Raw genomic sequence first — 13378 nt, 5'->3', positions numbered from 1 at the left:
AAAAGGTTTACACGTTGACCGAGAGTCACGGCGTGACAACACTTCCGAACCACTGGGCGCACAACTAAATCCCGGAAAGGTCGGTTCGATGCAGCGACGCATCGGGACGGCCCTCGCTGCCGCCTTGATGGTTGCCGCGGGGATCACCGTCGCCACCACCACCCAAGCTCCCCCTGCCAATGCGGCGGTGACCTGGGCCGACGAGTTCAACGCCCCCGCCGGCACCGGTGTCGACGGGAGCAAGTGGCAAATGGAAGTGGGCAACAACAACGGCAACAACAAAGAGCTGCAGTGGTACAAGTCGGGCACCTCGAACGCGGTGCACGACGGCAACGGAAATCTCGTGATCACCGCCAAGCGCGAGAACCCGGGCCAGCAGTGCTGGAACGGTCCCTGCCAGTACACGTCCGCCCGCATCAACACCGCGGGCAAGTTCACCCAGACCTACGGCCGGTTCGAAGCGCGCATGAAGATGCCGCGCGGCAAGGGCATTTGGCCGGCCTTCTGGATGCTGGGTGCGGACATCAACAGCGGCAACCCGTGGCCGGGTTCCGGTGAGATCGACATCATGGAGTTCCTGGGACACCAGCAGAACACCGTGTACGGCACGATCCACGGACCGGGCTACAGCGGCGCGGGCGGCAAGTCCCACGCCTACAACGGCCCGAACTTCGCCGACGGCTTCCACAACTTCGCGGTCGACTGGCGTCCCGGCGAGATCGTGTGGTCCGTGGACGGCAACGTCTACGCCCGCAACACGCCGACCGACGTCAACGGCAACCCGTGGGTGTTCAACAAGCCGTTCTTCATCATCATCAACCTCGCGGTCGGTGGTGAGTGGCCGGGCTATCCCGACGGCAGCACCACGTTCCCGCAGCAGCTCGTGATCGACTGGGTCCGCGTCTCCAACGACAGCCCGCCTTCCGGTGGTGGCTCGGAGATCCACGGCATCGGCGGCAAGTGCGTCGACGTCCCGTGGGCGAACACCGCCAACGGCACGCCCATCCAGATCACCGGTTGCAACGGCAACGCGGCGCAGAAGTGGAGCCGTCCCGGTGACGGCACCATCCGCGCGCTGGGCAAGTGCCTCGACGTCAACGGCGGCGGGGTCGCGAACGGAACCGTGGTCCAGCTTTGGGACTGCAACGGCTCCCCCGCACAGCAGTGGGCCGTCAGCGGGGCTCAGGACATCGTGAACCCGCAAGCGAACAAGTGCCTCGACGCCGTGGGAGGTTCCTCGGCCGACGGCACGAGACTCCACATCTGGGACTGCCTCGGCGTCGCCAGCCAGAAGTGGCAGGTATGAGGTTTCTCCCGGCCGGGTAGCGCATGATCCGGCCGGGAGAGTCACCGCGCTGGACGAGAACCCCTGCGGCGGAAGGGTTCGCGTCCAGCGCGGTTTTTTCTAGCTCCAGGCCTTCAGCTCGAGCAGCGTGCCGCCGTCACCGGAGTTGATCGGCGTCCAGTTGTTCACCTTGATCGGCTCGGTGCGGGTCGTCGCGCCCTCGTCGGTCGTGATCTTGGCCTCGCCCTTGTGGCCGTCGCCCTTGATCGAGTAGACCTCGGGGATCGACAGGCTGAGCCAGCCGGTGGCGCCGGTCACCTTGAAGCAGATGGGTTCCGCGTGCTGCGAGCTGCGCAGCGCGATCTGGCCCGTCGCGTTCGTGACGCAGTTCTCCAGCAGGATGTGGCCGTCACCCTTGAGCAGCGTGATGCCCTTCTCGGCGAGGATCTTGTCCGCGCCAGGGTAGGCGAAGTCCTCGACCAGCGACGGCTGCTGGTCGTTCGGCGCGTCCTGCGCCATCGCGTAAACCCCAACGGTGCCAAGGACAACGGCTGCCGCCGCCGTCACCACGGCCACCGAACCTCTTCGGATTGAACGCACTTCTACCTCGTTTCGACGAACAGGGGAGTGCATCCTGCGCAGCGCGGGCGCCGGAAAATCGGCGCGCGTCGGCGCGACCTTGCCGCTCATGCGTGAGTCCCCCCAGAGACAGTTGCAGACGGGACTCTAATCGCACCGCCGAGTTGTCGCTACCATCCCCGGCGGATACGTCGTTTTCCATCTGGGGGAAGTGAAGACATGCGCGTGCAGACGCGCGGTTTCCGCATGGGCCGCGCAGGTGTTGTGCTCGTCACGGTGTTCGGACTCGTTGCGGGAGCAGTGACTCCTGTCACCGCGATCGCCGCAGTTGAACAGAGTGAGCGAGCGAGAACGCTGGAGCTCGTGAGAACCGGCGGCGAGCTCGTGGTGAAAGCCGCGAGTGCCGCGCTGGTCGGAACCGACGAGCAGGTTCACAAGTTCATCGCCGAGGACTACCCGGTCATCGCCGAACACGACGACCGCATCAAGCTCACCAGAATGATGGCCACCGCGGGATCCGCGGTGCGCAACGCGGCCAACACCGCGATGAGCGGGTCCATTGAGGACGTTCGCGCCTTCCTGAACACCGGCTACCAAGAACCTTGGCGCAACGACCAGTACCAACTGGTCAACAAGATCATCGCGCGTGGTGGCGCCAAGACGAAGCAGGCCGGACAGGCCGCGCTCAACGGCACGTTCGACGACGTCCTGAGGTTCATCAACACCGGCCAGTACGCGGCGGCCGAGCACGACGACCGGATGGCCGTCAACAAGATCGTCGCGACCAGCGCCGAGGGCTCGAACGTCTACGTCGCGGCGCAGCGCGCGCTCGACGGCACGATCGACGACGTCCGCGAGTTCCTGCGCAGCGGATGGCAGGTCGCCGCCCAGCGCGACCAGGAGACGATGACCGTCGCCGCGCTGGCGACGCTCGCCGACGCCGAGCAGCGCCGTGCCGCGGAGCAGACCGACGCGGCCAAGGAGGCGAGCGACCAGGCGGTGCTCGCGGCGGAGAAGGCCAAGGCCGCCGCGCTGAAGGCCGCGCAGGAAGCCGACGCCGCCCGCAACGACTCCGCCAAGGCCGCGCAGGCCGCGTCCAGGGCCGCGACCGCCGCTCAGGGTGCTGCCGCGGCCGCGCAGACCGCGATCAACGCCGCGGGGCGGGCGAACCAGGCCGCCAAGGTCGCGGCCAACGCGGCGGGTCAGGCCGCCATCGCCGCGTCCATGACCGAACGTGCCGCCGGACGCGCCCACGACGCCGCAGCTGCTGCGGCGTCCGACGCGGGCCGTGCGCACGACGCGCGCGTGGCAGCAGAGGCCGCGCGTGACGTCGCCAAGACCGCGACGGCGGCGGCTGCGGCCTCCGACGCCGCGGGCAAGGCCGTCACGGAGGCCGGCAAGGCTTCCGGTGCAGCCACGAGCGCGAGCTCCAACGCCGACCTCGCGGCCAAGCACGCCGAGGACGCGGCCGCAGCGGCTCGTGCCGCCGGTGCCAACGCCCAGGAGGCCGAGCAGGCGGCGGCACGTGCCCGCGCGGCCGCCGCGGAAGCCCGCCGGGCAGCGAGCACCAGCCAGTCGCTGGCCGGACAGGCGGCGAAGGCCGCGTTCGACGCACGCGACGCCGCGAACGGGGCGGCGGCCCACGCACGGGCAGCCGCCGACGCCGCCGACGAGGCCGCGAACCACGCCGGTGAGGCCGAGAAGGCAGCCGAGAGGTCCGCGGCCGCCGCGGCAGAAGCGGACAAGGCCGCGGTGGCCGCGAAGAAGGCCGCCGACCAGGCCCATCTCGTGGCGAAGACCTCGCGGGACGCCGACGCCGAGCGGCTGGAGCAGGCCAAGTCCCAGGGCGTCCGCGACGCGCAGGACGCGGTCGTGGAGGAGGGCCGCACCCGCGACAAGATCACTTGGACGCCGGGCAAGCGCGAGACCTTCGACGCCGAGACCGACCGTCTGCTCACCGAGGCCCGCAAGCCGGACGCCCCGGTGACGACCGGTCGTCAGGCCGCGATGCGCCTGCTGACCCGCGGTGGCCCGTGGGTCGCCTCGGCGGCCGAACAGGCGCTGAGCGGCAACGAGTTCGCGGTTCGCAGCCTCCTCGCCAGGAACCTCGCGTTCGCGGTGGAGCAGGACGACCGGGCGAGCGTCGGCATCATCGGCCGCACCACGACGATCCCGAAGCAACGCGACGCCTCACTCGTCGCCGAGCGCGGCAGCTACGACGTCGTCAAGGAGTTCCTGCGCACCAAGGACTACCCCGGCAAGCGGGAGGCCGACCGCCAGGAGGTCAACCGCGTCATGGCGGCGGCCGGCAGCAGCAGCGTCGTGTACGCCAAGGGCAACGAGGCGCTCAACGCCGAGCTCGCGGGCAACGCCAACGCGTTGCACGAGTTCCTGGAGACCGGCCGGTTCGCGGCGGCGCTGCACGACGACCGCAAGGCCGTCAACAAGGCCTACGAGCAGGGCGGGGACGAGGTCAAGGCGGTCGCCCAGGCGGCGCTGTCCGGCCCGGACTCGTACCTCGCGAAGTTCTTGCTGCTGCAGCTGCCGAACGCTCAGGTGGCCGACGCGGACGCGGCCAAGCACGTCGCGGTGATCGACGGCTACCTCGCCAAGGCCGACCAGTCGGCCGCACTGGCGCGGGAGAACGCCAACAAGGCGGCCGAATGGGCGGCGATCGCCAAGAAGGCCGCCGAGGAGGCCGCGCAGTGGCGGGACAAGGCCGCGGCTTCGGCCGCGGAGGCGAAGGAGTCGGCGCGCCAGGCGCAGTCGCACGCCGAAGCGGCACAGCGTTCGGCGGACCAGGCGGCGGCGTCGGCGAAGCGGGCCAGGGAAGCCGCGGCTCAGGCGCAGAAGAGCGCCAACGCGGCTTCCGCGTCCGCCGCGTCGGCCTCGGCGTCGGCGGCGACCGCGAACCACTGGGCCGCGGAGGCGAAGAAGTCCGCTGACGCCGCGCGCAAGAGCGCGGACGAGGCGCACGAGGACGCCAAGAAGGCGCAGGAGGCGGCGGACGCGGCCATCGAGGCCGCCGGCCGGTTCGCCTCGACGGCCGAACAGCAGCGCAACGCCGGTGACGTGCCGAAGGAGGCGGACGTCAGTCCGTTCGGCATCGAGTACGAGCCCTCCGACATGAAGGACGACGCGCGCGAGATCCCGGACTCCGGCACCTGCTGGGGCACCCGCGCGGGCGGTGCGAGCTGCGTCTACAAGGTCGAGCACCACATCACCGGCACGATGAGGTACTTCACCTTCAAGTGCCCGCCTGGCGCCACTTCGAAGTCGCAGTGCGAGCGGTTCGAGATCGGCAGCGTCCGGATCGACTTCAAGGTCGTGAAGGAGCACTCCGTCAACACGATGGAGATCGCGGGCCACATCCTGCTGGAGTTCGCCAAGGCGGTGCTGAGCGACTTCCGCAACTGCGCGACGGACAAGAACCTCCTGAGCCAGGCGGAGGCGTGCGGGTGGAGCGCGATGGCGATCCTCCCGCCGGGCTGGATCCCGAGGTTCGGCCGGATCGGCGTGCTGGCGGCCAAGGACGGCGTCAAGATCGGCGACGACTTCCTGAACATCGCGCTGAGGGACGGCTCCGACATGGCCACCGTGCTCACCAAGCAGGGCCGGCTGGAGATCGCGATCGAGGTCGCCGAGGACAGCCGTTCGAAGGGCGTCGGTGGCGACATGGTGAGCCGGGCGTTCGACCAGTTCGCCGGCCAGATCAAGTCGGTGGCCGGCATCTGGGGCACGAACATGCCGTCCAACCTCAACTCGTTCAACAAGAACATGAAGGCGGGGATGTCGTTCGAGGACGCTGCGCGCGGCACGTTCACCGGGCACATGGCCGGCAAGTACGGCTTCAACAAGGTGATCTTCGTCGAGACGAAGCCGCCGGGTGCGCCGATCGGTGAGTACACGAACGTGTACGTGATCTTCGGACCGGGCTGACGACCAGGGGACGGGGGCGCCGCTCCCGTCCCCCTTTCCTCGTAGGGTGACTTTCGTGATGAAGGATCTGCTCGAACTCGCCGCCACCGGCCACCTCGGCGCGGTGCGGCTCGGCATGCCGCTGTCCGACGCGGAAGCCGCGCTCGGCCCCGGCAGGCCGCACCCGGCACTCCGGTTGCGCCCGAACGCCTCCGGCTACCCGTACCACTGGGGCGAGCTGTCGTTGTTCGTGGCGGACGGCAGGGTCGACAAGATCGCGCTGGAGCCCGAGCTGGGTGCCGTCGAACGCGAGGAGTTCCTGGACTCGTTGCGGCAGAAGGACATCACGTTCGAACCGTGGGCCGCGCTGACCCACGGCAACCAGATCGCGGTGCGCACCTCAGCGGGCGCGGAAGTCGTGTTCACGCAGCACGACGGCGGCTACTACCTGATCGTGCTGCAGGTCAGCTGAGCAGCCGGGCGACCGCCCAGTCCTGCACCGCGACGCCGACCGACTTGAACACGGTCCGGCCCTCGCGCAACGGCGGATTCCCCAGCGCCGCACCGAGTTCGACGAGCGACTCCAGCCGCAGCACCCCGGACCGCACCGCCCGGATGATCTCGCCGGCCTCGGTGAGCGCCGCCTCGACCTGGTCCACCACCACGACTTCCGCGGACTCCAGCAACGCCTGCGGCAGCTCCCGCATCACCGGCCGGTACGAGCCGATGGCGTTGACGTGCACCCGGTCTTTCAAGGCGTCGCAGGAGAACAGCGGCACCGTCGACGCCGTCGCGCAACACACGACGTCCGCGCCCTCCACCGCTTCCTCGGCGTCCAGCGCCACGTCCATCACGGTGTCCGGCAGCTCGTCCTTCAGGCTGTCCAGCAACGCCTCGGCCTTGCGCGCGTTGCGGTTGAACACCACGAGCTTCTTCAACGGCCGCACCGCGTGCACGGCCCGCACCTGGTCCCTCGCCTGCGCTCCCGCCCCGAGCAACGCGAGGTGCGAGGCGTCCTCGTCGGCGAGCAGATCCGTCGCCACACCGACAACAGCTCCGGTGCGCAACGTCGTGAGCGGCACCGCGTCCGTGACGAACTGCCCGTCCGGATCCGAGTAGACGACCGTGCCGGTGATCACCGGGTCGCGCTCGATCTCGATGCTGATCACCTTGACCGCCGTGGACGCCGTCGGCCGGTGGTGCACCGCCATCACGAGCGAACGGCTGTCGCTGAACGCCTGCCGCGCCGGTAGCTCGAACTCCCCCGCCGTCAGCCCGATGAACGCTGCGCGGACGGCCTCGATCGCTGCGGGCATGGTCATGGTTCTGATGCTAACGACCGGACCGCGGCGGGGATCCACGGCCCGGCTGTCATGTGATCCCATGACCCGGTGACAACTCGGGACCCGTTCGAGACAGTGCGCACCGCGTTGTGGATCGGCGGCGCGCAGTGGGCCGGCAAGTCGACCGTGGCACGGATCTTGGCTCTGCGACACGGCATCACCGCGTACCACTACGACTACCACGACGCCCGCGCGCACAACGACCGCCGCATCGCCCGCGGCGAACCGCTCCCGAGCTCCCCGGACGACCTGTGGGTGCACACGACACCGGAAGACATGGCCGCTCGGACCCTGGCCGGGTTCCCGATCCGGTTCGGGTGGGCGCTCGACGACCTGTGCGCCCTCGTGTCCGGCCGCCCGATCCTCGCCGAGGGCTGGGGCCTGCGCCCGGAACTGGTGGCGCCACTCGTCGACTCGCCGCGCCGGATGGTCGTCATGGTGCCGGCGCCGGAGTTCCGCGAACACCAGATCCGCAGGCTGCCCAGGGCGGCGGCGCTCGGCGCTCAGGTCAGCGATCCGGCGCGCGGGCAGCAGAACCGTCTGGACCGCGACCGCCTGGTCGCCGAGGACGCCGTGCTGCGTGCCCGGGAACTGGGGATCCGGGTGATCGAGGTCGACGGCACCCGTGACGCCGAAGCGGTCGCCGACACCGTCTCAGACCACTTCTCCCCCTACCTCGGAGGCTAGCGGTCGCGCTTGACCGTGCTCAGGAACGAGGTCCACGCCGCCGCGCCCACCTCGACGTGAGCGGCGGGCGCCTTGCTGTCCCGGACACCGACACCATTGGCGACCTCGACGCAGTTGCTCGCATTCCCGCTCCGGGTGCTCTTGCGCCACTCGGCCATCGGAGTCTCCTCATGTCAGCAGCCGCTTGATCAGCTCCTTCGAGTCTTGCACACCCAATGCGACCTCATCGAGCGCTTCCAGCACCCGCTCGTACGACATCAGGGCGTACGGCGCTTCGACGATCAGGCTCGAGTTCTCGTTGTCCAGGAACACGACCGGCTCGTACCTCTCGAACGTCAGCAGGTCGAACGACCCCGCGAGCCCCGCGTGGGCACCGGCCGCGAACGGCACGATCCGGAGCTCGACGTACGGCCGCCTGGCCATCTTGAGCAGATGGTTCCGCTGCGCCCTCATCGCCTCTTCTCCGCCGATCGGTGGCAGCAGCGCCGACTCGTGGAGGTAGAAGAGGCAGTCCAATCCCCTGTCCAGCACCGTTTGCCGCTCGATGCGGGCCTGCACGCGTTCCTCGACCTCGTCGTCGGGCACGTTCGCACCTGCCGCGATGACCGCCCGCGCGTACGCCGGCAGCTGAAGCAGGGCGTGCACCAGCGAGACCTGCCAGCTGATCAGCTTCGTCGCGCTGCGTTCGTGCTCGATGAGCGTGCGTGGGCGAATGGGCGTGCACGCCCCGTGTTCCTGCCACCAGCCCTTGAGGTTCGCCTCGTTGAACAGCACCAGCAGGTGGTCGCGCTCGACCGGCGGCGTCCGGCACGCGCCGAGCAGCATCGCGAGCTCCAGCTCCGTCGCGCCGCCCTTCCCGTTGACCACGTCGGACATCTTGGCCTCCTGCCACCCGACGATCTCGGCGACAGCGCGTGCGGTCATGCCGGTGTTCGCGATGGCGGCGCGCAGCCCGTCACCGAACTCCCGACCCCTCGCAGTGGAGAATCTTTTAGGCATGGCGAGGACGGTAGACCCATTCTTGGGCCTCTTAGAGAGCCCAGTTAAAACTCAACCCGAAAGGGCGTTAGCTTGGAGGACCTCCAAGAATGACAATATATTCGTGAGGTTCAGATGGACACCCCTCGGGGGACTCAGGCACGCCATTGTCGACCAGCCGGCCAGGGGGCAGCTGGTCGAGACGCTCTGCGGCGATCCTTATGTACCGCAAGACGTTGACCTGTGGCGAGACAAGATCTGCTGGCCGACGTGCTGGGACTGCGACGGCGTTTGGCGAGAGAGTGAGGGGATCAGGCCATGGCCGCGGAAATCCTGACGGAGGACTTGCTGCGCATATCTCTTCAGCGCCTCTCGCGTGAGGTGGTGAAGAGTTATCCACAGTTCGGGGAGATGCTCGCGCAAAACATGTTGCGCACGTGCGGCCTGATTCCCGACCTCAAGCGCGCGGAGCACTATCGGGAGCTGGGGACGCTTCTGATCGACCTCGGCCGGTTGTACCTGGCCGAGGCCGACGCGCTCTCCACGGTGGAGTCGACTTGAAGGGGCTCCGACCGCGTCCTGAACCTCACTCCGAGCGCTGTGTCCGCTAAACGGACGTCACGACGGCGCGGCCGTTGGTGTCGAACTCGTGGGCCAGCACGGTCAGGGCCTGCCCACCGGCGGCCCACGCCGCCGTCCAGGTGAGGCATTCCGCCGCACCGTTGCCACCGCGCTCGACGAGGTCGACGCCGATCTCGTCGAGCCACTCCCAGGACGTCCCGCCCACGCCCGACAGGAAGGCCTCGTCCCACGTTCGCACCAGTTCGCGGATCGTGCCTTCGGAGCGCGCCCGCTCGTTCACCGACTTGATCCACGCCTGGCGCTCTTCCTCCGACAGCTCCACGCCCGTCTCGGGTTCGCGGAAGCCCGGCAGGTCGTGCGCCAGGCCGCCCGACCCCACGTACAGCACGCGCTTGTCCGCGAAGAACTCGCCGACGCGGCGTCCCAGCGACGCCGCGCGGCGGAAGGACGCGTGCGGCGGTGAGGCGCAGTTGATGAACACGGGCAGCACCGGCTTGGCGTCGATCTCGCCCAGCAGGTCTCGAGTCGTGTGACCGAACGCGTGGTCCAAAGCCGCCGTGTAAGCGGTCGCGATGTCGAAGTCGTGCGCGATCAGGTCCGCCACCAGCGCGCGTCCCAGGTCGGAGGGGACGTCGTAGGAACCGGACGGGCCCGCGACGTCGCCCTGAGCCGTGGCCGACAGCACCACCGCGAAGGTGGGCACGACGGCGCGGAACGCACGGCGGTGGTCCGTGCCGAAGAAGACGACGAGCTCCGGATCGAACTCGGACACCGCGGCGGCGGCGTCGGCGATCGCCGCCCGCACCGGGCCGTGGGGCGCCCTGGGCAGCGTGATCAGGTGCGAGGAGCAGACCGTTAGGCGTTTCTTCACCGGGCCAGTCTAGGTTCCGGCGCGTGACGAGACGTGCACTTGCGGTGATCATCACCGCTGCCATCCTTGCGCCCGTTTCCCCTGCTCACGCCGACATCAGCAGACGCATCGAGACCGAGCGGACCGAGAGACCTGTCGCTCCCGGCGTCACCCTCGGCTCCTTCGACTGGTACCACCCCGACGGCTGGATCCGCGGCGACGCGCTCGCCGTCGACCTCGGCCAGGCCAAGGTCGGCTACGTCGACAACGGCCATGTCGCGCAGGCCGCGCCCCTCTCTCACCAGACCAAGAACGCGGTCGCGGCCATCAACGGCGACTTCTTCGACATCAACAACTCCAACGCACCCGAAGGCGTCGGCATTCAAGAGGGCGCGCTCAGGAAGTCCGGCAACGGCAGAGCTGTCGGCATCGACGCGGCCGGCGTGGGCAGCGTGATGGAGACCTTCTTCGAGGGCACGCTCAACGGCACTCACAAGCTGACGCAGCTCAACAGCGCGAAGATCGACGTGGACGGCATCGGCGTCTTCAACCCGTTGTGGGGCACCTACAGCAGAGCACGCGCCACACAAGGCGCCACCAACACGGCCGAAGTGATCGTCAAGGACGACATCGTCCAGAAGATCGGCAGCCCGAGCGCCGAGCCGGTCGAAGGCTATGCGCTGGTGGGCCGCGACAAGGGCGCGGACGTGCTCAAGACCTTCAAGCCCGGCGACAGGCTCACCATCACGTACAACAGCCGCACCAGCGACGGCAGCCGGCCGCACACCGCGATCGGCGGGCGCCAGCTGCTGGTCGAGGACGGCAAGAACGTCGCGCCGACAGACCCGTTGCACCCGCGCACCGCGGTCGGCTTCTCCCAGGACGGCAAGAAGATGGTCATGCTGACCGTCGACGGACGGCAGGCGTTCCTTCCCGGTCTCACCCTCAAAGACCTCGCCGACGCCATGATCGAGCTCGGCGCGTACAACGCCCTCAACCTCGACGGCGGCGGCTCGTCGACGATGCTCGCCCGCGAACCCGGCACCACCGAGCTCAAGGTCGTCAACACGCCCTCGGACGGCGGCGAACGCCCGATCCCCAACGGCCTCGCCCTCTACGCGCCGGTCGGCACCGGCAAGCTCGTCGGGTTCGACGTCCAGACCACGAGCGCACGAGTCTTCCCCGGCATGACCAGGCGCATGACCGTGCGCGGGTACGACGAGACGTTCGGTCCGGCCGACAGCGACCACGTCACGCGCGCCACGGGCGGCTGGGCGATCGGCGACACGTTCCACGCGGCGCCCCACCGAGGATCGGCGAGCTTCACGGCGTTCCGCGGCCTCACCACGAAGACCACCGAGCTGACCGTGCTGGGCGAGCTCACCCGCCTCGCACCGGAAACCACCCGGATCAGCCTGCAGCCGGACGAGCGGAAACCGTTGCGGATCAACGGTTTCGACGCGAAGGGCTTCAGCGCGCCGATCGAACGCGCCGACCTCGCCCTCACCTACGATCGCACGGTCGTCGACATCTCCCCCGACCTCCAGATCAAAGCTCTCAAGACCGGTGCCACCACGATCAAGGCACGAGCACAGGGCAAGGAGACCCAGCTGGCGGTCACGGTCGGCGCGAACGAACAGCTGATCGCCGGCGTCGACGACGCTCCACAGTGGACCTTCGGCTCGGCGAGGGCGTCCGGCTCGGTCGCGCCGGAACCCAACGGCCACACCGGACAGGGACTGAAGCTGAGCTACGACTTCACGCAGTCGACCGGCACGCGCACGGCCTATGCGATACCGCCGAAGCCACTCCAGGTCGACGGGCAACCCCTGTCGCTCGGCGCCTGGGTCCAGGGCAGCGGCAAAGGCGAGTGGACGGCGTTCACCGTGACGGACGCGGCCGGCCAGTCCAGATCGCTCTACGGCCCGTACATCACGTGGAACGGCTGGAGACAGGTGGAAGTCCCGGTGCCGTCCGAGCTGAAGTTCCCCATCCAGGTCACCAGGTTCTACACGATCGAGACGAAAGCCGACCGCTCCTACAAAGGCGAGGTCATCGTCGACGACATCACCGCCAAGGTCCCGCCGACCGTCACCCTCCCACCGACGCCAGAACTCCGAGAGAACGTCATCGGCCCGGCGCAGGGCTGGAAGTTCGCGGTCATGTCCGACGCCCAGTTCGTGGCGCGCAACCCCGACAGCGACCTGGTGAGGTCCGCGAGACGCACGCTGCGGGAGATCAGGAAGTCCGGCGCCGAGTTCGTCGTGATCAACGGCGACCTGGTCGACGAGGCCTCACCCGACGATCTCAAGCTCGCGCGCAGGATTCTGGAAGAGGAGCTCGGCGACTTCCCCTGGTACTACGTGCCGGGCAACCACGAGATCATGGGGCCGGGCACGATCGACAACTTCCGCCGCGAGTTCGGCGTCACCCACCGCACGTTCGACCACAAGGGCACGCGGTTCGTGCTGCTCGACTCGTCGACCGGGACGTTGCGAGGCGGCGGCTTCGACCAGATGGAGATGCTCCGCACCGCACTGAGCACCGCCGAGGGCCAGGCCGTCGTGATGATGCACCACCCACCGAACGATCCGACGCCCGCGCGCACGAGCCAGCTGTCGGACCGGCTGGAAGCGCGGTACTTCGAGAAGCTGCTGTCCGAACGCGACAAGCCCACCACGTTCATCGGCGGGCACGTCGGCGGTTTCTTCGCGTCCACAGTGGACGGCGTCCCGCACGTGATCAACGGCAACTCGGGCAAGGCACCGGCCGAAGCGGGAGGCTTCACCGGCTGGACCCTCGTCGGCGTCACTCCGAAAGGACTGAAGGCCGAGATCCGGCCCCATGTGGACGAACTCCAGGTCCAGGCGCCGGGCACCGTGCGCATCGGCAAGCCGGAAACGGTTGCGGCAACGCTGAAACAGGGCTCGCGGACGTTGCCGGTGAAGTATCCGATGGGCGTGGTGTGGGAAGGGTCACCCGGTCTGCACGTGGGCGACGCGTCCGGGCTGAGGCCGTGGCACGTGGCGTGGCTCGATCCCGGTACCGGACTGCTCACGCCGATAAGGCCAGGTCAGGTGAAGATCTCGGCCACGGTCAACGGCGTCAGCAGCAGCGCCGAAGTGCGAGTCGGCCTCACGGAAGCTGCCTGAGCTG

The 13378-nt window shown here is 68.7% G+C and carries 12 protein-coding genes; 7 read left to right on the top strand and 5 right to left on the bottom strand.

Going from position 1 to position 13378, the window contains the following annotated elements; genetic code table 11:
- Nucleotides 1-127 precede the first annotated feature (127 nt).
- Nucleotides 128-1306, top strand: coding sequence for a family 16 glycosylhydrolase (locus tag AB0M24_RS23275; RefSeq protein WP_363771604.1), 1179 nt, complete (start codon nt 128-130; stop codon nt 1304-1306).
- A gap of 99 nt (nt 1307-1405) precedes the next feature.
- Here the strand turns inward: AB0M24_RS23275 and AB0M24_RS23270 are convergent, their stop codons facing one another.
- Nucleotides 1406-1861, bottom strand: coding sequence for a hypothetical protein (locus AB0M24_RS23270; RefSeq protein WP_363771334.1), 456 nt, complete (start codon nt 1859-1861; stop codon nt 1406-1408).
- Nucleotides 1862-2083: 222 nt separating this feature from the next.
- On the opposite strand from AB0M24_RS23270, the gene AB0M24_RS23265 reads away from it, so the two are divergent.
- Both AB0M24_RS23265 and AB0M24_RS23260 read left to right on the top strand, forming a co-directional pair.
- A complete protein-coding gene (locus tag AB0M24_RS23265; protein ID WP_363771331.1) occupies nt 2084-5803 on the top strand; it encodes an ALF repeat-containing protein in 3720 nt (1239 codons plus the stop codon).
- A 55-nt stretch (nt 5804-5858) separates the two neighbouring features.
- Nucleotides 5859-6254 (top strand): hypothetical protein, encoded by a 396-nt coding sequence (locus AB0M24_RS23260; protein WP_363771328.1) that lies wholly within the window; start codon nt 5859-5861, stop codon nt 6252-6254.
- Here the strand turns inward: AB0M24_RS23260 and AB0M24_RS23255 are convergent.
- Nucleotides 6247-7104: an ornithine cyclodeaminase family protein gene (locus tag AB0M24_RS23255; RefSeq protein WP_363771325.1), complete on the bottom strand. Its 858-nt coding sequence runs from the start codon at nt 7102-7104 to the stop codon at nt 6247-6249. The two genes, AB0M24_RS23260 and AB0M24_RS23255, sit on opposite strands and share 8 nt — an antisense overlap.
- 69 nt (nt 7105-7173) lie before the next feature.
- Between AB0M24_RS23255 and AB0M24_RS23250 the strand changes: the two genes are divergently transcribed.
- Complete coding sequence (locus tag AB0M24_RS23250) at nt 7174-7812, top strand: hypothetical protein (protein WP_363771322.1); 639 nt, start codon at nt 7174-7176, stop codon at nt 7810-7812.
- Here the strand turns inward: AB0M24_RS23250 and AB0M24_RS23245 are convergent.
- Nucleotides 7809-7970 (bottom strand): DUF397 domain-containing protein, encoded by a 162-nt coding sequence (locus AB0M24_RS23245; protein WP_363771319.1) that lies wholly within the window; start codon nt 7968-7970, stop codon nt 7809-7811. The two genes, AB0M24_RS23250 and AB0M24_RS23245, sit on opposite strands and share 4 nt — an antisense overlap.
- A gap of 10 nt (nt 7971-7980) precedes the next feature.
- Complete coding sequence (locus tag AB0M24_RS23240) at nt 7981-8811, bottom strand: helix-turn-helix transcriptional regulator (RefSeq protein WP_363771316.1); 831 nt, start codon at nt 8809-8811, stop codon at nt 7981-7983.
- Between AB0M24_RS23240 and AB0M24_RS23235 the strand changes: the two genes are divergently transcribed.
- Both AB0M24_RS23235 and AB0M24_RS23230 read left to right on the top strand, forming a co-directional pair.
- Nucleotides 8735-9127 carry a zinc finger protein gene (locus tag AB0M24_RS23235; RefSeq protein ID WP_363771313.1) on the top strand — a complete coding sequence of 131 codons (393 nt, stop codon included), beginning with the start codon at nt 8735-8737 and terminating at the stop codon, nt 9125-9127. The genes AB0M24_RS23240 and AB0M24_RS23235 overlap by 77 nt on opposite strands.
- Complete coding sequence (locus AB0M24_RS23230) at nt 9109-9351, top strand: hypothetical protein (protein WP_363771310.1); 243 nt, start codon at nt 9109-9111, stop codon at nt 9349-9351. The genes AB0M24_RS23235 and AB0M24_RS23230 overlap by 19 nt, the downstream gene beginning before the upstream one ends.
- Nucleotides 9352-9397: 46 nt before the next feature.
- On the opposite strand, the gene AB0M24_RS23225 is transcribed toward AB0M24_RS23230, so the two are convergent.
- Nucleotides 9398-10243 carry a hypothetical protein gene (locus AB0M24_RS23225; RefSeq protein WP_363771307.1) on the bottom strand — a complete coding sequence of 282 codons (846 nt, stop codon included), beginning with the start codon at nt 10241-10243 and terminating at the stop codon, nt 9398-9400.
- Between the two features lie 23 nt (nt 10244-10266).
- On the opposite strand from AB0M24_RS23225, the gene AB0M24_RS23220 reads away from it, so the two are divergent.
- On the top strand, nt 10267-13374 hold the full coding sequence (locus AB0M24_RS23220; protein ID WP_363771304.1) for a phosphodiester glycosidase family protein: 3108 nt from the start codon (nt 10267-10269) through the stop codon (nt 13372-13374).
- Nucleotides 13375-13378: the final 4 nt, after the last annotated feature.

Source organism: Lentzea sp. NPDC051838, assembly GCF_040681245.1.
Lineage (GTDB): Bacteria > Actinomycetota > Actinomycetes > Mycobacteriales > Pseudonocardiaceae > Lentzea.
Note: the sequence above shows the minus strand (reverse complement) of the source record. Positions and strands in the feature narration are given on the sequence as shown.

Bases quoted from the DNA above. Each gene is read 5' to 3' on its own strand.
- AB0M24_RS23275 (WP_363771604.1), top strand. From the start codon at position 128: ATGGTTGCCGCGGGGATCACCGTCGCCACCACCACCCAAGCTCCCCCT.
- AB0M24_RS23240 (WP_363771316.1), bottom strand. From the start codon at position 8,811: ATGCCTAAAAGATTCTCCACTGCGAGGGGTCGGGAGTTCGGTGACGGG.
- AB0M24_RS23235 (WP_363771313.1), top strand. From the start codon at position 8,735: ATGCCGGTGTTCGCGATGGCGGCGCGCAGCCCGTCACCGAACTCCCGA.
- AB0M24_RS23245 (WP_363771319.1), bottom strand. From the start codon at position 7,970: ATGGCCGAGTGGCGCAAGAGCACCCGGAGCGGGAATGCGAGCAACTGC.
- AB0M24_RS23265 (WP_363771331.1), top strand. From the start codon at position 2,084: ATGCGCGTGCAGACGCGCGGTTTCCGCATGGGCCGCGCAGGTGTTGTG.
- AB0M24_RS23230 (WP_363771310.1), top strand. From the start codon at position 9,109: ATGGCCGCGGAAATCCTGACGGAGGACTTGCTGCGCATATCTCTTCAG.
- AB0M24_RS23255 (WP_363771325.1), bottom strand. From the start codon at position 7,104: ATGACCATGCCCGCAGCGATCGAGGCCGTCCGCGCAGCGTTCATCGGG.